Annotated in this window: 26 protein-coding genes and 1 tRNA gene; 4 read left to right on the top strand and 23 right to left on the bottom strand. The window is 49.2% G+C overall.

The window, feature by feature from the left end; translation table 11 throughout:
* Together SIC18_RS09575 and pyk are read right to left on the bottom strand one after the other, a co-directional pair.
* Positions 1–1,230 (bottom strand): ABC transporter permease, encoded by a 1,230-nt coding sequence (locus tag SIC18_RS09575; protein ID WP_048346513.1) that lies wholly within the window; start codon positions 1,228–1,230, stop codon positions 1–3.
* An 18-nt stretch (positions 1,231–1,248) separates the two neighbouring features.
* Positions 1,249–3,033 carry a pyruvate kinase gene (gene pyk / locus SIC18_RS09570; protein WP_048346512.1) on the bottom strand — a complete coding sequence of 595 codons (1,785 nt, stop codon included), beginning with the start codon at positions 3,031–3,033 and terminating at the stop codon, positions 1,249–1,251.
* An 89-nt stretch (positions 3,034–3,122) separates the two neighbouring features.
* On the opposite strand from pyk, the gene SIC18_RS09565 reads away from it, so the two are divergent.
* A complete protein-coding gene (locus SIC18_RS09565; RefSeq protein ID WP_048346511.1) occupies positions 3,123–3,452 on the top strand; it encodes a nucleoside triphosphate pyrophosphohydrolase family protein in 330 nt (109 codons plus the stop codon).
* A 21-nt stretch (positions 3,453–3,473) separates the two neighbouring features.
* On the opposite strand, the gene SIC18_RS09560 is transcribed toward SIC18_RS09565, so the two are convergent.
* The 3 genes from SIC18_RS09560 to ilvA all read right to left on the bottom strand — a co-directional run bounded on the left by SIC18_RS09560 (position 3,474) and on the right by ilvA (position 5,928).
* Positions 3,474–3,776: a YggT family protein gene (locus tag SIC18_RS09560; RefSeq protein ID WP_048346510.1), complete on the bottom strand. Its 303-nt coding sequence runs from the start codon at positions 3,774–3,776 to the stop codon at positions 3,474–3,476.
* 31 nt (positions 3,777–3,807) lie between these two features.
* Positions 3,808–4,311, bottom strand: a complete 504-nt coding sequence (scpB, locus tag SIC18_RS09555; RefSeq protein WP_048348142.1) for an SMC-Scp complex subunit ScpB — start codon at positions 4,309–4,311, stop codon at positions 3,808–3,810.
* Positions 4,312–4,401: 90 nt separating this feature from the next.
* On the bottom strand, positions 4,402–5,928 hold the full coding sequence (ilvA, locus tag SIC18_RS09550; protein ID WP_048346509.1) for a threonine ammonia-lyase, biosynthetic: 1,527 nt from the start codon (positions 5,926–5,928) through the stop codon (positions 4,402–4,404).
* Positions 5,929–6,007: 79 nt separating this feature from the next.
* Here ilvA and dxs point away from each other — a divergent pair, with 79 nt between their 5' ends.
* Positions 6,008–7,957, top strand: coding sequence for a 1-deoxy-D-xylulose-5-phosphate synthase (gene dxs / locus SIC18_RS09545; protein WP_413430533.1), 1,950 nt, complete (start codon positions 6,008–6,010; stop codon positions 7,955–7,957).
* 52 nt (positions 7,958–8,009) lie between these two features.
* Here the strand turns inward: dxs and psaK are convergent, their stop codons facing one another.
* The 3 genes from psaK to SIC18_RS09530 are packed head-to-tail and all read right to left on the bottom strand — an operon-like array spanning position 8,010 to position 8,929.
* Entirely contained in the window at positions 8,010–8,267 is a 258-nt protein-coding gene (gene psaK, locus SIC18_RS09540) for a photosystem I reaction center subunit PsaK (RefSeq protein ID WP_048346507.1), read from the bottom strand.
* 33 nt (positions 8,268–8,300) lie between these two features.
* Positions 8,301–8,630 (bottom strand): DUF3593 domain-containing protein, encoded by a 330-nt coding sequence (locus SIC18_RS09535; RefSeq protein ID WP_413429440.1) that lies wholly within the window; start codon positions 8,628–8,630, stop codon positions 8,301–8,303.
* Entirely contained in the window at positions 8,627–8,929 is a 303-nt protein-coding gene (locus tag SIC18_RS09530) for a DUF2499 domain-containing protein (RefSeq protein ID WP_413429439.1), read from the bottom strand. The genes SIC18_RS09535 and SIC18_RS09530 overlap by 4 nt, the downstream gene beginning before the upstream one ends.
* Before the next feature lie 72 nt (positions 8,930–9,001).
* Between SIC18_RS09530 and csaB the strand changes: the two genes are divergently transcribed.
* Positions 9,002–10,084 (top strand): polysaccharide pyruvyl transferase CsaB, encoded by a 1,083-nt coding sequence (gene csaB, locus SIC18_RS09525; RefSeq protein ID WP_413429437.1) that lies wholly within the window; start codon positions 9,002–9,004, stop codon positions 10,082–10,084.
* Positions 10,085–10,146: 62 nt separating this feature from the next.
* On the opposite strand, the gene SIC18_RS09520 is transcribed toward csaB, so the two are convergent.
* The 12 genes from SIC18_RS09520 to SIC18_RS09465 form a co-directional block, all read right to left on the bottom strand.
* Entirely contained in the window at positions 10,147–11,118 is a 972-nt protein-coding gene (locus tag SIC18_RS09520; RefSeq protein WP_413429436.1) for an ABC transporter ATP-binding protein, read from the bottom strand.
* Positions 11,115–11,927 carry a carbohydrate ABC transporter permease gene (locus SIC18_RS09515; RefSeq protein ID WP_413429434.1) on the bottom strand — a complete coding sequence of 271 codons (813 nt, stop codon included), beginning with the start codon at positions 11,925–11,927 and terminating at the stop codon, positions 11,115–11,117. Before SIC18_RS09515 ends, SIC18_RS09520 begins: the two co-directional genes overlap by 4 nt.
* Positions 11,924–12,805: a carbohydrate ABC transporter permease gene (locus tag SIC18_RS09510; protein ID WP_413429433.1), complete on the bottom strand. Its 882-nt coding sequence runs from the start codon at positions 12,803–12,805 to the stop codon at positions 11,924–11,926. Before SIC18_RS09510 ends, SIC18_RS09515 begins: the two co-directional genes overlap by 4 nt.
* Positions 12,802–14,073, bottom strand: a complete 1,272-nt coding sequence (locus SIC18_RS09505; RefSeq protein ID WP_413429431.1) for an ABC transporter substrate-binding protein — start codon at positions 14,071–14,073, stop codon at positions 12,802–12,804. Before SIC18_RS09505 ends, SIC18_RS09510 begins: the two co-directional genes overlap by 4 nt.
* 11 nt (positions 14,074–14,084) lie before the next feature.
* Positions 14,085–15,569 carry a glucosylglycerol-phosphate synthase gene (gene ggpS / locus SIC18_RS09500; RefSeq protein ID WP_048346499.1) on the bottom strand — a complete coding sequence of 495 codons (1,485 nt, stop codon included), beginning with the start codon at positions 15,567–15,569 and terminating at the stop codon, positions 14,085–14,087.
* A gap of 68 nt (positions 15,570–15,637) precedes the next feature.
* Entirely contained in the window at positions 15,638–16,189 is a 552-nt protein-coding gene (locus SIC18_RS09495) for a peroxiredoxin (RefSeq protein WP_413429429.1), read from the bottom strand.
* A gap of 34 nt (positions 16,190–16,223) precedes the next feature.
* Positions 16,224–16,460 carry a 50S ribosomal protein L28 gene (gene rpmB, locus SIC18_RS09490; RefSeq protein ID WP_048346497.1) on the bottom strand — a complete coding sequence of 79 codons (237 nt, stop codon included), beginning with the start codon at positions 16,458–16,460 and terminating at the stop codon, positions 16,224–16,226.
* Positions 16,461–16,521: 61 nt separating this feature from the next.
* On the bottom strand, positions 16,522–18,426 hold the full coding sequence (htpG, locus tag SIC18_RS09485) for a molecular chaperone HtpG (RefSeq protein WP_413429427.1): 1,905 nt from the start codon (positions 18,424–18,426) through the stop codon (positions 16,522–16,524).
* Between the two features lie 142 nt (positions 18,427–18,568).
* Entirely contained in the window at positions 18,569–18,793 is a 225-nt protein-coding gene (locus SIC18_RS09480; RefSeq protein WP_071840735.1) for an indolepyruvate ferredoxin oxidoreductase subunit alpha, read from the bottom strand.
* A gap of 26 nt (positions 18,794–18,819) precedes the next feature.
* Positions 18,820–19,998, bottom strand: coding sequence for an ATP phosphoribosyltransferase regulatory subunit (locus SIC18_RS09475; RefSeq protein ID WP_048348141.1), 1,179 nt, complete (start codon positions 19,996–19,998; stop codon positions 18,820–18,822).
* 47 nt (positions 19,999–20,045) lie between these two features.
* On the bottom strand, positions 20,046–20,912 hold the full coding sequence (locus tag SIC18_RS09470; protein WP_048346495.1) for an inositol monophosphatase family protein: 867 nt from the start codon (positions 20,910–20,912) through the stop codon (positions 20,046–20,048).
* On the bottom strand, positions 20,912–21,280 hold the full coding sequence (locus SIC18_RS09465; RefSeq protein WP_048346494.1) for a 2Fe-2S iron-sulfur cluster-binding protein: 369 nt from the start codon (positions 21,278–21,280) through the stop codon (positions 20,912–20,914). The genes SIC18_RS09470 and SIC18_RS09465 overlap by 1 nt, the downstream gene beginning before the upstream one ends.
* A gap of 46 nt (positions 21,281–21,326) precedes the next feature.
* Here SIC18_RS09465 and SIC18_RS09460 point away from each other — a divergent pair.
* Positions 21,327–21,413: transfer RNA gene (locus SIC18_RS09460), tRNA-Ser, on the top strand.
* Positions 21,414–21,714: 301 nt separating this feature from the next.
* Here SIC18_RS09460 and pstB read toward each other — a convergent pair.
* Genes pstB through pstC form a run of 3 tightly spaced genes read right to left on the bottom strand, consistent with a single transcriptional unit; the run spans position 21,715 to position 24,444 of the window.
* Positions 21,715–22,533, bottom strand: coding sequence for a phosphate ABC transporter ATP-binding protein PstB (gene pstB / locus SIC18_RS09455; RefSeq protein WP_250395193.1), 819 nt, complete (start codon positions 22,531–22,533; stop codon positions 21,715–21,717).
* A gap of 54 nt (positions 22,534–22,587) precedes the next feature.
* A complete protein-coding gene (pstA, locus tag SIC18_RS09450; RefSeq protein WP_413429424.1) occupies positions 22,588–23,493 on the bottom strand; it encodes a phosphate ABC transporter permease PstA in 906 nt (301 codons plus the stop codon).
* A 3-nt stretch (positions 23,494–23,496) separates the two neighbouring features.
* The gene (pstC, locus tag SIC18_RS09445; protein ID WP_250395195.1) at positions 23,497–24,444 is read right to left on the bottom strand and encodes a phosphate ABC transporter permease subunit PstC; all 948 of its coding nucleotides are present in this window, start codon (positions 24,442–24,444) and stop codon (positions 23,497–23,499) included.
* Positions 24,445–24,465 lie beyond the last annotated feature (21 nt).

The following is a 24,465-nucleotide window of genomic DNA, read 5'->3' as shown; positions in this document are numbered from 1 at the left end:
TTAGAGGCTTCGTAGTGCAACGATCGGATCGAGCATGGCTGCACGCTTGGCAGGCACGACTCCGAAAAACAAACCGATCGATCCAGACAGGCCCACAGTGACCAAAATTGTTGTGGCGCCAATCGTTGCTGGTAAAGGCGACAGGAATGCAACCGCTGTGACGGTGCCAAGCCCTAGTGCGGTTCCAATCACTCCACCAAGGCTCGCCAAAACAAGACTCTCCACTAAAAACTGTCGAAGCACATCGGAACTACGTGCACCTAATGCCTTGCGTAAACCGATTTCTTCCGTTCGCTCACTCACCGATACCAACATGATGTTCATGATTCCGATGCCTCCTACCAGCAGCGATACGCCACCAATCGCTCCGAGCATCAGCGTTAGGCCGCCTGTAATCGTGCCAACGATAGTGAGAGCATCTTTTTGGGATCGAACTGCAAAATCGTCCTTGCGCAAAATGCGGTGCCGTTGCCTCAACAAATTGGTGATTTGAAACTTGGCTGGTCCAGTACTTTGCTCATCCTTTGCTTCAACGCTAATGAAGCTGAGACTCACGCCATAGGTTGGGTTACGGCCAGTGAGACGGCTCACCATTGTTGTTAGAGGGATATAAGCATTTTCATCCTGATTTGACCCAAAGACCGCTCCTTTGGGTTCCATCACTCCAATCACACTGAAACCCTGGTCTCGAATGCGAAGGCTTTGGCCTACCGCTGCACCAGAGGGAAAGAGTTTGTCGCGAAGATCTGGCCCGATCACCACAACGGTCTTGGCACTCTGTTCATCTTCAGCACTGATGAATCGACCCTGGGCAACTTCAAAACTGCGCACTGGTAAAAAAGCGGGTGTGACCCCTGAGATCGAGGCGCTGGTACTCCTCGCTCCAGCCTGAACCACTTCATTGGCTGAGATTTGTGGAGCGACACGTTTCACGCTTGGAACCTGCGTAGCAATCGCAGTGGCATCGTCCAGAACCAAGGTGCGAGGAAATTCCACCCCCTGCCTGCGCGTGTCGTTGCTCCCAGGCACCACAAACAGAACATTGGCTCCAAGACTGCTGAGCTGGTTCTCCGCCAAATTTTGGGCCCCTCGCCCTACACCTACAAGCGTGATGACTGAGGCGTTTCCAATGACGATGCCGAGCATCGTGAGCAAGCTGCGTAAGCGATTTGCTTTAAGTGTGGTAAGAGCCATGCCGACGGTGTCGGCAAGCGGCAACTTGCTGGCCATGAGCGAATAGGACCAAACTCAGAGCATGGTGTCTAATTTCATCGCCTGGTTGCTGCCGGTTCCCCGATGAACCACACCATCTTTCACGTGCAAGGTGACCACTTCGCCTTCTCTGAGATCTTGTGTGGCATTGGCGACCCCTGTAATCACGGGAACGCCTAAGCGTTTGGCGATGACCGCAGCGTGTGAGTCCTCACCTGGTTGTTCTGTGATCACAGCTGCCGCATCGCGAATGCCGTCGAGGTAATCCGCTGACGTATCCCGAGCCACAAGAATGTCTCCGGGTTCCAGTCGGGCGCAATCACTGGCAGACATCGCAATGCGCACTTTTCCGCTCACAGAGCCAGTTCCGAAACCCGTACCTCGTCCGAGTACAGCACTCACGATCCCCACTTTGATCAGGTCAGTCGAACCACTGATTCCCGCAAGCGTCCCTGCTGTTTGCACGCAAAGATCACCGTCTTTGAGCACACCGATCTCTTGGGCATAAGCCATCGCCAAAGTGAAGGTGGCGGTGGTGCTCTTCTGAGTTTCTATCAACAGTGGAGTCACGCCCCAAACCAACTGAAGCTTGCGCGCCACGTTGACTTCGCTGGTGATCGCAAGGATCGGAGTGGAGGGGCGGAACTTACTGACGTTATGGGCGGTGGCACCGCTTTTGGTTAAAGGCAAGATCGCAGCCGCGTTGAGCTGCCTGGCAATGCTGCTCACGGCCCCACTAATCGCATTCGGGATCGTGCTCGGCAGATGCGTATCAATGGGCCGTTGAGGATAATCCCGTTCGATCCGTCTAGCGATCGTCGCCATCGTTTCAACAGCCTCAACAGGGAAGTCACCAACAGCGGTCTCGTTGGACAGCATCACCGCATCAGTGCCATCGAGAATGGCATTGGCAACGTCACTGACCTCAGCACGCGTAGGCCTAGGGCTCGAGGCCATGGAATCGAGCATCTGGGTCGCCGTGATGATCGGGATCCCCAGGCTGTTGGCTTTGTGGATCAGATCTTTTTGAAGAAGAGGGACTTCTTCTGCTGGCATTTCAACCCCCAGATCACCTCGAGCGACCATCACGCCATCACAAAGCGGCAAAATCGCGTCAATTTGATCGATCGCTTCGAACTTTTCGATTTTTGCAACCACAGGAGTGCTGTATCCGTGCTTACGAATCAGTTCTCTGATCTCCTGCATGTCAGAGGGGTTGCGAACGAAACTCAGCGCCACCCAGTCGACACCCTGCTGAAGACCAAAGGCCAGATCTTGGCGATCTTTTTGGGTTAGGGCGCGGACAGAGAGCTGCACATCCGGGAAGTTGACACCCTTGTTGTTGGACAGCACGCCAGGAACGGTGACCAAGCAGTGGAGGGTCTGGTCGACGCTATCCACACGATCAACCTTCATCTCAACGCGGCCATCATCCAGAAGGATTCGACTGCCAGCAGAGACTTCTTCGGCCAGCTTGTCGTAGGTCACTGTTGCAACCGTCTGATTGCATCGCACCTGCTTCGCCGTAAGGGCGAATTGATCGCCTTTCGCGAGTGTGATCGGACCTTCTTCGAACCGACCTAAGCGAATCTTCGGACCCTGAAGATCCTGAAGAATGCCGATATGGGCTCCCAATTCGTGGGCCACCTGCCGAATCGTGGCGATTCGTTCGGCGTGCTCGCTGTGATCTCCATGGGAGAAGTTCAGTCGAAACGTGGTCGCTCCGGCTTGAATGAGTTCACGGATCCTTTCTGGACTTTCCGTTGCGGGCCCGATGGTGGCCACGATCTTGGTTCTACGGGTTAGATCGATCTGAGCCATCCACAGGTCTTGAAGCTTGCGGAATCTACCGTCTTGCCCTTTGGGACTCGAAAAGTTGTTGGATGATGACTCTCTTCAACATGATTCGTATGGACCTGAATTCCTATCAGGCCGCTGCAAGGCTGACGGCTCTATACCCCGATGCTGGCAGCAATCCCATCTATCCGACCCTGGGCCTCAGTGGTGAGGCCGGGGAGGTGGCAGACAAGGTGAAGAAGGTGCTGCGCGACCGAGCCGGGCTCTTTGATGAAGAGGTGCGAGCTGAGATCGCCCTGGAGCTTGGTGATGTGCTCTGGTACGTGGCTCAACTCGCGAGTGAACTGGGATATGAGCTGGAGGATGTGGCCAACCAAAACCTCAGGAAACTGCGTGACCGATCAGCTCGTGGGCAGTTGAAGGGGAGCGGAGATCATCGCTGAGGTCCATGGCTGACGACAGGCTTAGCCGTAGGTGCCAAATCCACCTGCAAAGGCATAACTGGCCGACACCAAGAGCTGTTGCATCAAGCTCAGGGCAACGAAAGCAAGAATGGCCGAAAGATCTAGTCCACCTAATGGAGGGATCAGGCCTCGAAAGGCATTGAGGTAAGGGTCAGTGATCGAACTCACCGTGCTGAGCACAGGGTTTCCCATGTCAACATTCGGGAACCAGGTAAGAAGCACTCGAACGATCAAGACAAAAGAATAAATCTGCAGGGTCTGCGCAATGATCTGCAGAAAGGTGGAAACAAAACTCAAATCCATTGGTGCTTCTTGAGAGAGTTATGAATGAACTTTATGCAGCCTGATCCGGTTCTGAGATCCCTCTATCAGGAAGCACAGAAAATGTGCGATGAAACTTTTCAGAAAGACTGAGCCAATAGGAACGCCCATCGCTTTGGCGTTTGCGCTCAATGAAGTTCTGGCTGAGTAGCTCTTTGATGTGGTCATAAGCGCCTGACCCTCGTAATTCAACGAGCTCCGACTGAAGGATTCGGCGTTTCAAAGCAATCGTGGCCAGCGTTCTGAGCGTTGCCGTGGAGAGGTTGACCGGTAAAAGATTACGAACAAGTTCACCAAGACCAGCCCGGAGCTGAAGGCTGTAACGGCCACTGTTTTCATGAATTTCCAAGGCGGTATCCCGTTGGGCATAGCCAGCGACCAATGCGAGCAAGCCCTGCTCTGCTTCTTTTTCACTGGCATCAGCTAGCTCGGCCAGCTCCGAAACCGATAGAGATTTTCCCTTCAGATAAAGGATGGCCTCCAAGCGAGCTGGAAGGGAGAGATTGAGCTCCTGCATGTTGCTTCGATCCAATCCTTGCGCCATGACCTCCCCCTATGAACCGGCTTCAAAGTAACGCTGGTAGATGTTTTGGCTATTCACTCCTCATCATCCACCAAGAAACAGTTGGTATGCCGGATTACTCGTTTCTTCCCAACTGCTGTAACCAAGGTCGCGAAGGAAGGATTGCCAAGCCTTGAGATCGTTTGGACTGACAAGAACACCCACCACAATCCGACCCACATCGGCTCCATGGTTTCTGTAGTGGAAAATGCTGATGCTCCAGTCGCGATGCAAAGCCGTAACGAAGCGCATTAAGGCCCCTGGTCGCTCTGGAAACTCGAAGCGATACAGCAGCTCCTGCACATGGCTGGTCGTTGCACTGGCAGGGAGCCGACCTCCAACCATGTGCCGAAGATGAACTTTGGAGAGTTCATCGTCACTGAGATCAAGGCATGGATAGCCGTGCGTGTTGAGATGGCCAATCAAGGACGATCTGTCATCGGGCCCGCTCACCTGAACGCCCATGAAAATATGGGCTTGGTCACCAGCTCGCATTCGATAGGAAAATTCAGTCAGGCTCCGGTCGGCCAGTAATTCACACAGACAGCGAAGACTGCCCGGACGTTCTGGTATTTCCACGGCGAGCATCGCTTCGCGTTCTTCACCCAATTCGGCACGTTCGGCAACAAAACGCAGACGCGCGAAATTGATGTTCGCGCCACAGGCCACTGCAACAAGATTTTGATTCTGGAGCGACCTTCGGCTCACATCTGCTTTGAGACCAGCAACAGCGAGAGCGCCGGCGGGTTCGAGAATCGAGCGGGTGTCTTCAAAAACATCTTTGATCGCTGCACAGATTTCATCAGTACTAACGGTCACGATGTCATCGACATACTTTTGAGCCAATTCAAAAGTGTGTTCACCTACCTCACGAACAGCCACTCCATCCGCAAACAGCCCAACTTGAGGCAAACGGATGCGTTCACCGGCCTCTAGGGACAGGGTCATGGCGGCTGCATCGTGGGGTTCAACACCAATGATTTGGACGTCAGGCCAGAGACTCTTCACGTAAACGGCAATTCCGCCGATCAAACCACCACCGCCCACCGCCACGTAAATCGCGTCGGGTGGCTGATGACACTGGCGCAGGATTTCCATGCCCACAGTGCCTTGTCCAGCGATCACCTCAGGATCGTCAAATGGATGGATAAAGCAAAGCTGCTCAGCTTCGCTCCGTGACCTGGCTTCGGCGTAGGCCTCGTCGTACGTCTCACCATGAAGCACCACCTCGGCTCCCAGCTGGCGCACAGCATCAACTTTCACACCAGGGGTCGTGACTGGCATCACGATCACAGCTCTACAGCGGAGATGGGAGGCGCTGAGGGCCACACCTTGGGCATGATTTCCAGCACTGGAAGCGATGACCCCGAGTGACAGCTCAGCCTCTGAGAGTTGAGCCATGCGGTTGTAAGCACCTCGCAGCTTGAAAGAAAAAACGGGTTGAAGATCTTCCCGTTTCAACCAAACGCTGTTGCTCAGCCGTCGGCTCAAATTGTTGGCGAGTTCTAAAGGGGTTTCCCGGGCCACGTCATAGACACGGGCGCGCAGGATCCTCGGCAAATAATGATCCATTGCTGCAGTCTGACAACCGCTCAAGATCGCAAAGGGTCGGTGGGGCTCGTAGATTGACTGAACCGGTGTGAGGATGGGTATGCATCTGAGCGAATTAACCCATCCCAATCAGCTGCATGGGCTGTCGGAGACCCAGCTTGAGGATGTGGCCAAACAAATTCGTGAACGCCATTTGGAAGTGGTGTCCAACAGTGGCGGCCATCTCGGACCCGGATTAGGAGTTGTTGAATTAACACTGGCCCTTTACCAAACCCTTGATCTTGATCAAGACAAGGTGGTGTGGGATGTGGGTCATCAGGCGTATCCGCACAAATTGATTACTGGACGCTATGGAAGCTTCGACTCCCTGCGTCAGCAGGGAGGAGTTGCCGGATACCTCAAGAGAACGGAAAGTCGTTTTGATCATTTCGGTGCTGGGCACGCCAGCACATCCATCTCGGCAGCTTTGGGAATGGCCATAGCCCGTGATCGGCAAGGTCTTGATTACAAATGCGTTGCTGTGATTGGTGATGGGGCGCTGACTGGTGGTATGGCCTTAGAGGCGATCAACCATGCAGGTCATCTTCCATCCACTCCACTTCTCGTTGTTTTAAACGACAACGACATGTCGATTTCTCCACCTGTTGGAGCGCTGTCGACCTACCTGAATCGGATGCGATTAAGCCCACCAATTCAATTTTTGTCTGGAAGCGTTGAAGAAAGCGTAAGAAATCTCCCCTTCATGGGGGGAGAGATTCCACCTGAGCTGAATCGGCTCAAGGAGAGCATGCGACGACTCGCTGTTCCAAAAGTTGGCGCCGTCTTTGAAGAGCTTGGTTTCACCTACATCGGTCCGATCGATGGTCATGACATTGCTGAAATGACCCGAACGTTTCAATCCGCTCATCGCGTGGGCGGTCCGGTCATGGTTCATGTTGTTACAAAGAAAGGCAAAGGGTATCCCTACGCAGAAGCTGATCAAGTTGGTTACCACGCGCAGTCAGCTTTCAACCTCAGTACAGGCAAAGCGAGGCCTAGCAAAACGCCAAAACCACCGAGTTACAGCAAGGTGTTTGGTCAAACTCTTGTCAAACTCTGCGAACAGAATCCAAAAGTTGTTGGAATTACAGCAGCGATGGCGACTGGAACTGGCCTGGATATTCTCCAAAAAGCACTCCCCGACCAATACATCGACGTTGGCATTGCTGAACAGCATGCCGTCACCCTGTCCGCAGGCATGGCTTGCGATGGATTGAGGCCAGTGGTCGCGATCTACAGCACGTTTTTACAGAGAGCCTTTGATCAGCTCATCCACGATGTAGGGATTCAAAAACTGCCGGTGACGTTTGTATTGGATAGGGCTGGAATTGTCGGTGCTGATGGCCCAACCCACCAAGGCCAATACGACATCAGCTACATGCGTGCAATTCCCAATTTCACCGTGATGGCGCCCAAGGATGAGGCGGAGCTTCAACGAATGCTGGTGACTTGCCTCAACCATGATGGCCCCACAGCTTTGAGAATTCCTCGTGGCCCTGGTGAAGGAGTGCCATTGATGGAAGAAGGCTGGGAGGCTCTCCCGATTGGCTGTGGTGAAGTCGTACGTGAGGGTAAGGATATCTTGGTCGTTGCTTATGGAGCCATGGTGCCAAAGGCAGTGGCGACGGCGAAATGTTTGGCAGCAGTGGGGGTAGAGGTTGCTGTGATTAATGCCCGATATTTACGGCCGCTGGATGAAGCACTCATTCATCCCATGGCGAAGAAGATTGGCAAGATTGTCACGATGGAAGAGGGAGCGTTAGCTGGTGGCTTTGGCTCAGCTGTTCTTGAATCGCTCCAGGAGAAAGGGTTAGCGATTCCCATGCTCCGCATAGGTATTCCTGATCGACTGGTGGATCATGCAACTCCCCAGCAAAGCTTTGAAGCCTTGGGTTTGACACCGGATCAAATGGCAGTCCGAATCAAGCAGCATTTCCTGCTTTCAACAACAGGGTCCCTCAGCCTCGAAGAGATTGCACCAGCTGAAGTGTCTTCAGCTGGCTCAGCATGAATCATCTGAAGCAGCAATGCTGCCTCAGATGCACTCCCACTTCGAGGGAAACTTAAAGAACACCTCGGGCTGCGAGTCCCTGGATGGCACCAAAACCGATGATGTGACCAAGGCTTGTGGTGGCAACCATGCTGGCGTGGCTCATACCACCAAAGAATTTTGAACCAGGCAGTTTGAGACCTACGTCTTGATGCTTAATCGTGGCTTTGCCAATCGCGATGGCAATGATGTTGCAGACCACCATCACAAGGCCAACTTTGGGGGACCAGGAAAGGGTGGCTGGAGCGATAGCCAGAAGAGGAGTAAACATGCAACACAGCAAGCGACACCTTATCTTCCGATTTCAACGGCCCAAGATCTCCTCCTCGTAAGAGTTATTCACTGGTTCTTTCGGCTTCGATCGAAGCAGCCCGGCAACAATGCAGGCATTGCTCAAGGTCAGAAAGGCTTCAGCACCACCATGAAGCCAATCCACAGCCACCAATTCAGAGTCGTATCGAACGAGGGCAAAAACAGCGGCAGCAATTGTGACGGCGACAAACAAAAGCGTGAGCTGAAAACCAAGAATGGTCAATTTTGGCAGTTTGCTACTGCGGCCTAGGTGGTACAGAAACACCAAATAGGGAATCAACGAGAAGGCAAAGAGGGGAGCTGGATCAAAGTTCAATGTCATCCCTTCACCATGTCGTCGCGTTGCAAATTCCAAGCAGCAATGGCCAACGTGACATTTCCTACAAGGGTTGTACTGGCTTGAAGAGTGACAAGCCAACGAAGGCTCTCGGTGTTGTCATAGAAGTGCCAAGTGCACGCAGCCATGGCACTGATCAAGGCAGGAATCATGGCTGCAGAGAGCCAGATCATGCTCGTTTGAGAGCGCTTTGAACCGCGCTGAGCGATCAGCACCATCGCCAACAACCACTCAAAGACTGATGCCACATGAATCCACCATGTGCCAAGTGAAAGGGCATGCATGCTTCACAACCGAGCCTTTCACCAACGTAGGCGGCCTAAGCGCGGATAATGGATACATCCATGGTGTTCTGAATGTCTGGCCTGGCTTCGTCTTCATCGCCGAGGCGCATTCTCCTCTGTGGCTATTACGGAGAACACAACCTCGGAGATGACGCCTTACTTGAGGTATTGAGCAAACAGTTGCCTCAAGGCTGGCATCCCCTGATTACGGCCCATGATTTCGACGCTGTTCACACGATTGTCCCCCGTGGATCAGTGGTGAACAGGAGGTCGTTGAAGACTGTCCTCAAAAGCATTAAGAAGGTGCAGGTTGTGGTCCTTGGAGGTGGAAGCCTTCTCCAAGACAGCACAAGTTTTCGAAGCCTTATTTATTACATTATTTTGATTGTGGTGGCGCGATTTAAGCGTAAACCGGTGCTGTTGTGGGGACAAGGACTCGGTCCACTTAGGCATTCGTGGAGTCGCTATCTCGTAGGGCTGGTGCTGAATGGTGTGACGTCGATTACATGGAGAGATGCTGCATCGATGCAACTGGCGAAGCGACTTGGAATTACAACGTCGATGACAGTAGCTCCAGATCCGGTCTGGACTCATCCAATGAGTGAGCATCAAGGAGGGGGAAATATTGTGTTGTGTTGGCGCCCAACCAACTTGTTAACAGCTAGCGATTGGTCACTGTTGCTTCAAGGAGTCGATCAACTCAGTAAAACTACGGGAAAGTCAGTGACTTGGTTTGCATTTCATACCCATCAAGATGCGAGCTTGCTCCAAGCATTGAACGAAAAGGGATTGGTACCCAACACGCTCTACCTAAATTCACAAACAGTTCTAGCCGAAAACATAGAACATGCTCAGACCATCTTCAAAGAGGCAAGTTTAGTACTTGCAATGCGATTGCATGCACTAATACTGGCAATTGCAAGTCAATGTCCTTCAGCTGCACTCAGCTACGACCCAAAAGTAGAGGCAGCAGCAAGAACCGCAGATGTGCCCTGGGTTGATTTAGCAGAATTACCTAGCCTAGAAATTATGTTGGAAAGTTGGTGTCAATGCATGTCAAATCCACCATCAAAGCTACACCTTCAAAGCATTCGGGAACAGTCCTACGAACACCAGAGAGTCTTGAGATCAGTCTTGGAAGATCTCAATCAATGAACTGAACTAAAAATCAAAAAAGAAAGTGAAAACTGACACATATTGAAGAAAAATAAAGCTGGTTATGGAAGCCGATGTCCACTTGTGGAATCGAAATGATGCTCATCAGAGACATTCCATGAAACATGGATAGACTCAGGTATGGCAACAGCCGTTGAACAAGATAACCTCAATGGCCCTTGAGGTGAATCAAGGTAAAGGAGCTGAGAACTACCAAGCCATTCGCGAGAGATTAATTTGCAAGGAACCCCCTCCTTGGCAAAGTAGAGGGACTCGGGCCTAATGGCACAAACGTAACCATCGTCATGTATAAAGGAATTAATCTGTGGTCTCCCAATAAACCTGGCAATAAACAACGTTTCAGGACGACGATAGAGCTCAGCAGGAGTAGCAACCTGTTGAATGCGACCAGAATGTAGAACTGCAATACGGTCAGCAATCGCCATCGCCTCATGCTGGTCGTGAGTGACATGGATAACTGGTTTTTGCCGATTCAGAACAAGGCGACGAAGCTCTGGACGTAACTCCTCCCGAAGTTGGGCATCCAAATTGCTCATAGGCTCATCGAGCAAATACACATCAGGATCACGCAACAATGCTCTTGCCAACGCCACCCGTTGCCTTTGACCTCCAGACAACTGTGCCGGCAACACATCAGCACGGTCCTGCAATTGCACAAGATCGAGCATGGCTTCAATTCGCTGTTTGCGCTCAGGCGCACGAACTCCACGTACCCGCAAACCAAGCTCTAAATTAGCCAGGACACTCAAGTGCGGAAGCAAGGCATAACTCTGAAATACCATTCCAACAGCTCTTTGAGCTGCTTTTGCATGCGTGACATTAGCTTGATCAAAAAGGATCTCTCCTTCAGACACTGGATCAAGTCCAGCAATGAGTCTCAAAGTACTACTCTTTCCGCAGCCAGATGGACCAACTAAAGCAACACATTCACCATCATCAACCTGAAGGTTGAGATGACGCACAATCCATTGTTGCCCAACACGCCGTCCCAAATTTTGAATTTGAAGAGTCATCCTTTAACCGCTCCGCTAGTAAGACCAGATACAATCGGTTTTTGAAAGATCAAAACAAGTAGAACTAGAGGAATAGAACCAAGTACAGTTGCCGCTGCATAAGCACCATAGGGAACGGAATAAATTGATGAGCCAGCTATTCTCGCCATTGCAACAGGCAATGTTAATTTACTTGATTCGCTTATCCAAGTTAAGGCAATTGGATACTCATTCCAAGAAAAAAGAAACACCAGGATTGCAGTACTAGCGGTGGCTGGTGAAATAAGAGGGATCAGAATCCAACGCATTCGTTGAAAAAGAGAGAGACCTTCTAGTTTTGCAGCATCTTCTAATTCAGGGGGGAGGTCCTTAAATGCACTGTTGAGCAGCAGGATCGCCAGCGGTTGCGAGAGGGCAGCATACGGGAAGCTTAAAGCAAGAAGTTGATTGCCCAGATTTAATGCCCGTGCTAACTCAAGTAAAGCCAAGAATAGCAATACATAGGGGAACAAAGCAGCTCCAACAAGGACTAATCGACTGAGGATTGAAATTTGTCTCGGAATTCGATTCAATGCATAGGCAGCAGGTAGTGCTAGTAGTAAGCAAAGAAATGTACTGGATATTCCAACGATTAAGCTATTGACAAGATAACGCCAGAATGGCGGATTGGAAGTTAGTACATTGCGATAATGAATCAATGTCCAACGATGATCAATGGATGAAAAGGGTTGAGTTAGAGCTTGATCATTACAGAAGGAGGTATAAAGCTGCCACATCAATGGCCCCAAAGACCAAAGCAGTAGTAGCCCAATGAGGAATCGTCGATTCATGGCTCGATAGAATGACTTGTTTTTGGATGGACAGGAATCAACAATTGCAAAACAATCCAAGCAATGAAACAAATTAAACTAATAAGTATAAAGCTGGCCATGATAATGGTAGCGCTATATCCAAAGTCCAAAAACCGCAGTGCATTCCAATAAGCATACAAAGCAACACTTTCAGTACTACTCGCTGGACCACCACCAGTGAGGACTTGAATTAAATCAAATACGCCAAAAGCTTGTGCGAGTCTAAAAAGCAAAGCAAGTAAAATATAGGGCCGCAACAATGGAAGTGTTATTCGTCGCAAACAGATGAGAGCATTGCCTCCTTCTAGGCGTACTGCTTCATAAAGATCAACCGGAATCGTCTGCAAGCCAGCAAGCAGGATCAAGGCTGCAAAGGGCGTTGTTTTCCAAACATCGGCCCATACTGTTGCCATCCAGGTAAAACTGGGATCACCAAGAATATTCAATGAGCGAAGACCAATCATCCTTGTGAATTGATCAATTGGGCCATAAGGTGTATTGAAAATCCAACGCCAACCCAGCGCCATCACTGTTGTGGGTAAGGCCCAAGGAATGAGTGCCAAAGTGCGCACCGCATCACGACCCCGCCAGCTCTGGTCAAGTAAGAGTGCGATCATGAGTGCAAGAAGCAGCTCGAGGCCCACTGAGACGCCTGCGAAGCGCAGTGTTTGGGCCAAGTCCTGCCAAAACCGTTGATCTTGCAATAGCCTTAGCCAATTGGCTCCTCCATTTGGAATCGCAATTAATCCTGTAATCACGGAATCGGCATGAAAACTAAGCCAGCCATAACGAAATAAGGGCCCAATAAAAACAACTAAAAGTAACAGCAGAGCTGGGGCTAAAAGAAACGAAATCATGAGCCATCTCCCGCTGAAATCAGAATTTGCTTGGTATTAATGTCTGCTATATCCATCCCTAACTGTGGAGTTTGCTCACGAGTTAAAATCGAACTGAGTTGACGTTGTAAAACATCACTGATTTGAGCATATAACGGCGTTTGAGGCCTTGGTTTAGCGACTTTAAGAGCCTTCCCAAATTCAGCGAGGATTGGTGATTCTTGGAGTAATTGTGGATCATCAAAAACACGTTGTTGTGTTGGTGTATATCCATATTTGAGAAATAACTCCTTTTGTGCAGACTCAGATGTGAGAAAACGAATGGCTTCGATCGAAGCCTCCACATGCGAAGACCCTTGTAGAACCGCTAGACCCCAGCTTCCAAGCGTGGCAGTGGTGTGTCCAGGTTCAGCAACCATGGTCGTAATACCAACATTTCCCTTAACAGCGCTATCCGATTTTTGAAGTTCAGCCCAGGCGTAGGGCCAATTGCGCATGAATGCAGAATCACCAACTTTGAAGCTCTGCAACGCCTCAGATTCCGCATAATTGGTGACTGCCTCTGGACTAACACCTTGATCGATGAGGTCCTGTAACCATGCCGCTGCTTCAACACCGGGAGTTGAATTTAATCCAATTTGATTGGTACTGGTCTGCAACCAATCACCACCAAAGCCATCTATCATTTCCAAATAGACACAACTAAGCCCTTCATACTGACGACCTTGCCAGACATAGCCCCAATCTACTTTTTGATTATTTTGCAGGGATTGACTCATTAAAATCAAGTCTTCTGGAGTTTCTGGTGGCTGATCCATCAAATCAGTTCTGTAATAAAGTAACCCCATATCTGCCGTCAATGGCCAACGATAAAGATGATCATTATATGAATTGCCTTCCCGTGCACCTGTCGCTAATTCGTTAATATCATTGTCATTAAAATAATCCTCAAGAGGTACCATCCAACCAGCTGCTGCATATTTTGGTAGCCATGTGACATCCATCAATAAGACATCAAAGGGAGCTTTACCTAAAAGCAAGCTACTGATAGCTAAATCAGACATGGCTTCTGTTTCCAGTGGACCCCTAATTACTTTCAAATTAATGACACCACGATGCTCTTGATTAAACTGCTTCACCAAATCTTGAGTCGCATCAGCAAAAGGGGCTGCCATCAAAAACGAAACTGATTCAATCGTTGTTGCCTGGACAAGGGCAAAGGATGTACTACAAATTAAAACAGCAATAAGAAGGCCTAGTAATCGTCTTGGGAAAATAACTTTGGTCATCGGTCTTGAGCTTAGTGTTCAAGTGCATCCATCTGTTCGTGAACCCAATCACTCACGGTGAAACTCTCAACAGCACTACTCATTCGGCTCATTCGTAGTATTTGCTCGTCTTTGGGCATTTCTAGCGCTCTTTCAATCGCATCATCCATCTGACGATGTGAATAGGGATTGGTCAAAATCGCTCCATCAAGCACAACAGAGGCACCCGTAAACTCAGAGAGAACTAATGCTCCTCCGCGGTCCTTACGTGCAGCAGCATATTCTTTAGCTACCAAATTTAATCCATCTCGAAGTGGTGTGATCCAACAGATATCTGAACGTGTGAACCATGCAACCATTTCTTCGTAAGGGATACGACGTGTTGAGAATCGGATAGGAACCCAATCAATCAAACTAAATCGTCCATTAATACGACCAGCGGTCTCTTCAATGGTGCGTTGCGTGTCTTCATAGATTTTCATCCCGCTTGCAGCTGCAACACAAGCCAGCATCAGAACAACTTTTCCATGCCAATCTGGACGACGCTCCAGTAAACGTTCGAAGGCAAGTAAAAGCTCTTCATTGCCCTTTGTATAATCAACACGGCTAGCAGAAAGAATTAGCTTTCTACCTTTTTTTGTGTCATCGTCAATTTTATCGGCTAACTCTTGAACATCAGCTCGTGCTGCAAGTTCTTGGATAACATCTGGCGATGTTCCTACTGGTGACGACAAAAGTTGAATCTTACGTCCCTTGTAATGTAAACAAGGGGTTTCCGATGGTTCAGTTAATGCCGAACCAGTCGATACAAATCGAGAGTTCACAGGTTGCTTCGATCCCTTTTTAGCTCCTAATAGGCAGTTAGCAGCACGTGCAAAATTTTCGGTATAACGTGGAATATGGAATCCAACAACATCGCAACACAAAAGACTTTCGAGAATCTGTTCGCGCCAGGGCAAAATGGCAAATACATCATTTCCTGGAAAAGGTGTGTGATGGAAAAATGCAATCTTCAGGTCAGGCCGTAATTCTCTGATATAACCAGGAACAAGCCACAAGTTATAGTCATGAACCCAAACGGTTGCTGACTCGGCTGCCTGATGACATGCGGCTTTCGCAAACCTTAGATTAACCTCTTCAAAAATACCCCAATCTGCATTGTTGACATTAAAATGTGTGGGAAAAGTATGTAAAATTGGCCAGAACGATTCCTTAGAGGTTACATGATAAAAACTAGAGATTTGATCTTCTTCTAGTGGGATCCTGCAGAGAGTAAATGGTTTCGGATTAGACATTGAGATGTTTTCATCATGAGCATCTTCAACTTTGTCAACTTTCCTCCATGCAATCCAAGTACCGTTTTCTCTCGTTCGAAATAAATTCCTTAAAGTCGGGATAATTCCATTGGGACTTTTCTGATCGCACCAAATCCTATTTCCCTTTTCATCTCTTCCCTCGTCAAATGGGGTCCGGTGATACAGAAGAATGAATGGACTTTGCCCCTTTGTGACCGCCATGCTTCACCTCTCTTTCCTAGCTCTACCGAGCCATGGTCAACCCCCCATCTCTAACACGCGCTGAGAACTCAACTGGTCTGTAACTGGCTGAGTCGGGTGAACACTTCATTGGCATGACCTACGGGGCGCACCCCTGTCCAGACAGCCTGAAGGACGGACTCTGGATCGATAAGAAAGGTGTGCCTCATCGAGTAAGGCGCCATCCAAGATCCATAGGCCTTGCTCACAACGCCATCAGGATCAGAAAGCAAAGGAAACTTAAGCTCCTCAGAGCTACAAAATGATTCGTGGTCGCTGAGAGAGTCTGCACTAATGGCGACGACCTCTGCACCTTTCTTTTTGAAAGCTGGCAATGCGTCCTGAAATCCGTGGGCTTCAATCGTGCAACCAGAAGTGAAATCCCTCGGATAGAAGTAAAGCACCAACCAACGACCTTGAAAATCGGTCAGGCTCCAGTGCTTTTGGTCAGGTTGCACAGGGCTAAACCCAGGAAGGTCAAAGTCAGGTGCTTTGATTCCGGTCTGGGGAGCTTGTCCTCCCAACGCGCGGACACGGGTGGGGGCCAATAAAAAAATCCCTGCTCCCAGAACAGCTGTCTGGAGTAGGGATCGTCTTTTCATCGAACCGATGTCAGTTCGGAAATTCTAGAGAAACTCAGAGTTTTCCGAGGTTGACTCCCAAAGAGCGTGCGTAAGCATCCAAACCTTTTTTCTGGATGGTCTTCAGGGCACGAGTCGTGATGCGCAGATTGATCCAACGCTTCCCTTCGGCCCACCACAACCGGCGCTGCTGCAAATTGGCCTGTTGAAGCTTTTTGGTACGTATATGCGAGTGGCTCACAGCCATGCCGTTGTTGGCGCGAGTTCCTGTGAGCTGACACACCCGTGACATAACGGCGTCCTTAAGAAAGCGGTGGCCAATGGCCGAGTGGAAATATTAGCAAAGTGTCTGCTTAGATCCCTCGCTCCATCAGTCGAGACATCAGTTGCAAATTATTGGTTTGGAAGTTTGCGAGTTCTTTTGGATCAAGCCCCCCCACAGACAGCTTTGCTGTCTCGTACAAATGTTGAGCTAGGTCTCGTGCAAGCATTTCGCTCGGTGATTGACCTGCATCGCCAACAATGACGCCACCAGCCTGGAGTTTCAGCAGACCTTCCACTAGCGGATGCTTTTGATTCACGAGCAACACGTGATAGTCAGGCAATCCAGGTAGTCGCTGATCCATCAATGCACCGATGTCGTTCATCCGACGCATTTGCTCTGGTAGCAAAATGAGCGCTGCTGGACCCTCGGCGCCTGATTTGAGAGATTGCACCTGAACCGTCACTTTGTCGTTTGAAAGAGCATCTTTAATCAACTTGCGCAAGCTCTCACTTTTTGTTTCTCCGTCTCCATCACTTAGCTCAGGTGATTCTTCCTTCAGCGAAGAATCTAATTCAGCATCAACACGTTGGAACTTAAGTTCTTCGTGGCGTGTTTCAAGCCATGGAATGAACTGACTATCAATTACTGTATCTGCATACAAAACTTCTCGTCCCTGTGAAGTCCATAAATTAAGTGCTGCTGATTGTGATATTTCATCTGTACAATACAAAATTAATTTCTCATCACCAGCCATACGGCCCCTATAGCCATCAAGGGTTGTAAAACTCCGCTCGTTCCCACTGATTGGATCTGATGAATCTTCAGTAGAGGCGGGTGCACTGGTAGCGAACATCACAAGTTCTTCTACTTGCTCTGCAAACTTGTCATCTTCCATAGCCCCGATCTTCACAAACGGTGCAAGGGATTCCCAAGCCTCTGCGTAGGCTTGCGGATCCTCCTTTTTAAGACTGCGAAGGCGATCAGAAACTTTCTTTGCAACAAAATTACCTATGGAGCGCACTCGACGGTCGGTTTGAAGTGCACTTCTGCTGACATTTAAAGGAATATCAGGCGAATCAATCACGCCTCTCAAAGGAAGGAGATAGCGTGGTACAACCTCCTTGATTGAATCGCTTACAAACACCTGATTGCAGTACAGCTTAATTTCTCCCTTTTCCCAGTCAGCTCTTCCTGTTTGCTTCGGAAAGAAAAGAATGCCTTGCAAATTATAGGGATAATCAGTATTTAAGTGAACCCAAAGCAACGGATCACCCTGGAAAGGATAAAGATAATTGTAAAGATCAATGTAGTCTTGATCCGAAAGCTCTCTGGCATTTTTACGCCATGGAGCCACCATTTTGTTAACAGTTTCCCCTTCAAGTTGCACCGGTACTGACATAAAGTCACAGTACGTATTGATTAGAGTTTTGATTCTGGCTGGCTCTATATATTCCAGCTCCTCCTCCATCAGATGCAAGATCACATCGGTGCCTGCTTCGGTGCGTTCTGCTGCAGCTAGATTGAAATTGGGCGAACCATCGCAGGACCAACGCACCGCTTCATGATCAGGCTTGGCAGATTTGGTGAGCAATTCAACGCTCTCCGCCACCATAAAGCTCGAATAAAAACCTAAACCGAAGTGGCCGATGATGGCATCGTCTTCTTGCTTATATTTCTCGAGAAAGTCTTCAGCGCTAGAAAAGGCAACTTGATTGATATAGCGTTTAACCTCATCTGCAGACATACCAATTCCGTTGTCGGAAATCGTAAGAGTTTTGGCCTCGCGGTCTAAATGAATTTTGATTTTGCCATCTTCTCCCTCACTGCAGTCGCCTGCCATAGCGGCCATTCTGCGCTTATTGATCGCATCAACACCATTGCTGACCAACTCCCTCAAAAACACCTCATGGCCGGAGTAGACGGCCTTCTTAATGATCGGAAAAATATTCTCGGTATGAATCTGAATTTGTCCCTGCTCGTCCAACACCGCCATAACACCAAAATTAAAGCTCAACTTTAGTGATGGCCCCTTCGTTGTACAACGGCGGATTGAGGGGGTTCTCCGAACCTCTTAATCACAGTTCAGCCTTATGGGATTGAAATGCGATATCCGATCATGCTGGGATCGATGGACATCATCCAGGCGTTTGTAAGTCTGCTCGCTCTTCAGGAACGATGGCGTTAGCTACAGGGCAGACCTGTAGACAAATACCACAGTCAATGCAGGTATCAAAATCAATCCAATAAAAATCTGTTCCCTTCTTGTTTGTCCCACTGCCTGGCTTAATGCAGGCAACTGGACAAGCGTCGACACAGTCAGCTACCCCCTCGCAGATGTCAGTGACGATCGTGTGTGCCATAGCGATTGGTTCCTATCGAGGGCAATCTAATCAGAGAGCCAGTCCATGGTGTTGCATCCGGATGACTGGAGACGCCTCTCTGCTTCTTCACGGTTGTGACAAGACTTGAGATCACATTCGGCGATTTTCCCTTGAGCATGCCAGCGCGTCTGTTTCACTAAAGCCTTTTCAAGGCTTGAATCATCGCTCCAGCAAATTAAAATACGTGATTCGGCTTTCGCAATTTCAGTGTTAGAGCCAGGAAGGTCGCGAATATCGTCGAGACAGAAACTAAATCCCACACCTCCAGCCTTCAACTCACTTTCACCACATCGCTCTACCAAACCGTCGTAACGTCCTCCACGGGCAATCACCACTGGAGCTGAAACCCCCTGACAAACAAGTTGGAAAACAAAACCGTCGTAGAGCTGATGGTGAGGGTGAAAGGTGGGATCCAATTGAAGTGCGAGAGATTGTTGTTCAGCAAGTGGACTGAGATGCAGAAACAATCGTGTCAGGTCAGTCAAAACAGGTTGCGAACCGAAACTTTCTTCCAACAGTTCAAGGGTTGTCATGGGTGTGCCGCGACAGTCCAGAAGGTTCACCAGCCGTTGGAGATCTGAAGCTTCAAGTCCCATGGCTTCTAGACCGAGTCGGTCGTATTGGATTAAGCAGCTGCGGATTTCTTCCCGAAGCGGTTGCTCAAATGGGGCCAACACCAATTCCATCAATGACGTATGGCCAATCAGAAGTTGTGGCTGATGCTCCCCAAGCAGGGAGAGAGCATTCATAGCCTGTAAGAGCAGCGTCAGGAGTTCGAGTTCTGCTGCCAGATCTTTCACTCCGAAAAGCTCAACACCACTGTGCAGCTTCTCTTCAATAGACAATCCCCCCTCTTCTGCTGCTCGGCATTCAAAAATGGTTCCGCAGGCACAAAGTCGTAGTGGCCGCGCTCGGTCTTTCAGTCTTGTACAAGCGGCTCTCGCAATCGAGGCTGTCATCTCGGGCCTGAGACCGAGCGGGTCATCAGCCACAAGTCGAACCACGTCATGGCTGGCAATCGCACCACCTGCCATGAGTGTGTCGAGCCTCTCAACCTGTGGTGGCGACACTTCGTCGTATCCCCAATGGCGATACACCGTCGCTAACTGGTCCCGCAAATACTGATTTTGTTGGACTTGCTTCGGATTCAGATCTCGAGCGCCCGTGGCGGGTTGCAGGGCCATCCAGCTAGTCAACAAATCACGAACAACAATCTTATGACTGCTGAATCTCAAGCTCCATAAAGCTTGGGTTCAAAAGCGGTCACGCTGGCCAATTCTTGTTTTAAAGGCAGGTGTAGCCCGGGTGAGGTTGCGAGAATCCTGCCTTGCTCAACATCAAATGGGGTGTCTTTGTAATCACCAACAGAACCACCCGCACAGGCCACCAACGCTGCACCAGCGGCGAGATCCCATGGTGCCAAACCACGCTCCCAGTAGCCGTCTAAACGTCCAGTGGCAACGAAAGCAAGATCAACGGCAGCGGCTCCTCCCCGACGAACCCCACGACATCGATGGGTTAACCAACAAAACTCGGCGTAATTGTTATCGATCCGTTCGTGCCTGTCGTAGGCAAATCCCGTCACAAGAAGGCTGTCTTGCAATGAGCTGCAATCACTCACCTGAATGGGTGTGTCGTTCACAAAGCTTCCGATCTGAGGGGAACACCAATAGGTCTCGTTCAGAAAGGGCACTGCCACTGAACCCAGCAGTGGGGTCCCCTTCCAGATCAAACCCACTGAGGTAGCAAAGAACGGATACCCATGGGCAAAATTGGTCGTTCCATCGAGGGGATCGACACACCAACACAGGGAACTTGGGCTCCCGCTCGGGCCTGATTCTTCGGCAAGGATCGCAATCGAGGGAGTGTGTTCCCTCAGATAGTCGAGTACCACTTGTTCAGCGGCAAAATCGGCGTTTGTGACTAAGTCGCCAACGCGGCCCTTGCTTTTGATACTGCTGAGGCGGCCGTAATGCTTCATCAGCACGGTCGCTCCGAGATTTGCAGCAGTTCGGGCTACCTCAGATAGCTTTCGCAGGCTGGATTCGTCAAGTTGAGCATCGTAGGCAACTTGACGACAATCAAGTGCTGAAGACATCACTCCTCCTCCAGTGGAATGCCGTGGCGTATCCGCCCCCGACCGAAATGACGACCGAATTGAAGCTCATACACCTCATCTTCATCTTGTGTGACTGCTTCAAGAGGTCCCAGCGCTCTTGCAACACAAAGCAGTCCATAACCCTGTTGCCTGAGCTCCTTTGAGAGTCCCATGGCCTCTGCTTGATCGAGGCATCCCGCCTTGATTTTTACCGCGCAGGACGTACAGCAACCATTACGGCAGGAGAAAGGGAGTGGATCTCCCTGTTGCTCGAAGCTTTGGAGGATGTACTCCCCCTCTGGAACCTGATGGGTGATCGTTCGTCCAGCCTGTAGCCAGTGAATTGTGACTGTGTGATTTGGTCTCATATCAGGCCCTCAGGAAACGCCCTGCTACATTCTCACTTCAGCCACTGGAGAGGTGGCCGAGTGGTCGAAGGCGCAGCACTGGAAATGCTGTATAGGGGCAACTCTATCGAGGGTTCGAATCCCTCCCTCTCCGTTGAAGCTCATCCACCCCTTGCTTTGCGAGGGGTTTTTGATTGGACTCGAGTCAGCCATTGAAAGAGTCAACCATTGAAAGGGGGGCATCAGCGATCTGACATCGTTTGATCCAAACACATCAAGAAAGAACGACAGACGGAGCACTTTTAGCGAATGAAGCGGAATCAAAAAATCTCTTAAATGAACATCAAAGCTCATGAATGGGTGGAGAGCATCAAGGGCTCCTTGATACATTCAATCAATTCAATCGGAAATAGTCCTACAGGAGGTAAAGACAGGGGGTCGTCATACCGATTCAATCAACCAAAACGACCAGAGACATAATCCTTAGTAGCCTGCTGTGAGGGAGCATTGAAAATCTTATCTGTGTCATTAAATTCTACGAGATATCCCACTTTCCCTGATTCTCCGTCTATAGCCTCAGCATTAAAGAATGCTGTCATGTCACTGACACGTACAGCCTGCTGCATATTATGAGTCACGATTACGATCGTGAAATTATTTTTAAGCTCATGGATGGTTTCCTCAATTTTCAAGGTTGAGATCGGATCGAGTGCAGAACATGGTTCATCCATCAAGATCACTTCAGGCTCGATCGCTATGGTGCGTGCAATACAAAGACGTTGCTGTTGGCCACCGGAAAGGGAATTTCCACTCTCTTTAAGTTTGTCTTTGCATTCATCCCATATTGCTGCTTGACGTAGTGAGCGTTCAACCAATTCGTCCATATCGCCGTTATATCCATTAATGCGAGCACCGAAAGCAATATTTTCATAGATGCTCTTTGGGAAGGGATTGGGTTGTTGAAATACCATTCCAATGCGACGACGAACTTCGACTGGGTCAACTTCAGGAGCGTATAAATCCGCACCGTCAAAAAGTATTCTTCCTTTAAGAGTACAACCCTCAATCAAATCATTCATTCGATTAAGACCTCTTAGGAGAGTTGACTTGCCACAACCCGAGGGTCCAATAAATGCCGTTACCTTGCCTCTTGGGATATCACAGAAAACATTTTTTAAGGCTTCAAATTCGCCATAACTAATTGTTGTATTTTGAATCGACAGGCAAGTATCAAGATTTGGTTCCTGCAACTCTGTTGATGAAAGGGCTGTCATGAGAGAAAAGTTCAGAACCGGAAATTGATTAATTGAAGCCTTTAATCATCGATATCACTTATTTGCCATCCTCCCAAACCAACGAGCGAGAAGATTGAGGGCGAATATGAACACAACGAGAAGAAAGGATGCTGACCAAGCGAGTTGGTTTTGCAGATCATAAGGCTGTGCAGAAAAATTATAAATTAAGACAGATAGAGTTGCAATAGGATCAAAGATGCCATTCGGCCAGAACGGAGAGAACAGAGCTGTAAAAATCAATGGTGCAGTTTCTCCAGCGGCTCTAGCGATCGACAACACCACCCCAGTTGCAATCGGAGTAAAAGCCTTGGGGAGCGTAATTTGACTGATAGTCACGAAACGAGATGCACCAACTCCATAAGCAGCACGTCGCAGGTCGTTGGAAACAAGTTTCAAGCCTTCATCTGTTGTCTTGACCACAGTGGGAAGCATCAAAACAGACAGAGCAGTTCCTCCCGCAATCGCGCTGAAGGTATGGCCAAAAAGGATTCGAGTAGAAACAATCACTCCATAAATGAAAACGCCAGCAATGATTGACGGGACACCAGCAAGTACATTCGTTCCAAATCGAATGAATTGTGAAAAGCCACGGCCAGTGGAATATTCGGCTAAGTAAATACCACCACCAACGCCGATGGGAATTGCAATCAAGGCCGCTATCGTTGTAACAACAATACTTCCAAGAATGGCATTACCAACTCCTCCACCTTGCCCGCCTGGAGGAGGCGGGAGTTGGGTAAAGAAATCAACATTAATCGTAGAAATACCTTTGATCAAAACATAAGCAAGAACCGCAATCAACGGCAAAACGCAAAGAATTGAAAACACACCGGCCAAAAATGATAAAAAACGACTACCAAGATTTCTCTTTAAAAAACCCTTGTAGCTCAGGTCCGGAACTCGAGCTTCAGATCGAATAGTTGATGAGGGATAGTTCATTGATTAATACTTTAGACTGAGACGTTTTACAAGCCACTGAGCCAATATATTGACCAGCAAAGTAAGAATCATTAAAACAAATGCTGCATACATCAGTGAAGAGAGTTGCCCAACATCTGCCTCTCCAAACTGGTTGGCAAGCATGGCTGAAATCGTATTGCCAGGAGCGAGCAAGGACCAACTAAAGACATTTGAGTTTCCGATAATCATCGTGACCGCCATGGTTTCTCCCATTGCTCTCCCGAGGGCAAGCATCACTCCACCAACAATTCCTGATACAGCTGCAGGTAAAATGACATTCAGAATGGCTCCCCAGCGCGTCGCTCCAACTCCATAGGCAGCTTGGCGGAGTTGCATCGGCACTTGGTTTAATGAATCACGGGCTATGGCAGTGATGATCGGTAATATCATCACAACCAGAATCAAAATAGCTGGTGATATACCTGGTCCCAATGGTTCCGTACTAAAAAATGGTATCCATCCAAAATCCTCATAAAGGAACATGAGAAAAGGTCGAATAAATGGCTCTAAAATAAAGATCGCCCACAAACCTAAAACCACAGAGGGAATGGCAGCTAGCAGCTCTACCATCAAGCCAATAATATTTCTGATCTTCAGTGGAATGATGTCTTCTGTAATGAATATTGCAGTACCAACTCCTAAAGGAACAGCAATAACAAGTGCCAACAGAGAGGTCACAAGTGTTCCATAGATCGCCGTGAACGCTCCGTATTCATCATCAACGGGATTCCAATTGGACGTGACCAAAAATTTCAGTCCGTACCGCCCCATCGACTCCAATGATCCCCAAAACACCACCACAAGGATGGAGATGAGAATCAGCGCAACCATGGAGGCCATGACCACGACCAGCCTCTGAAAACTGCCATCCACAAACTTTTCTGCTGCTGGTCTGCTTCGCAGCAGGTATTGAGCCTTGAAATTGGTCACTCTGCTGGCAGACAGATTGTT

The organism is Synechococcus sp. Cu2B8-bc1011 (assembly GCF_047302735.1).
GTDB lineage: Bacteria > Cyanobacteriota > Cyanobacteriia > PCC-6307 > Cyanobiaceae > Synechococcus_C.
Note: the sequence above shows the minus strand (reverse complement) of the source record. Positions and strands in the feature narration are given on the sequence as shown.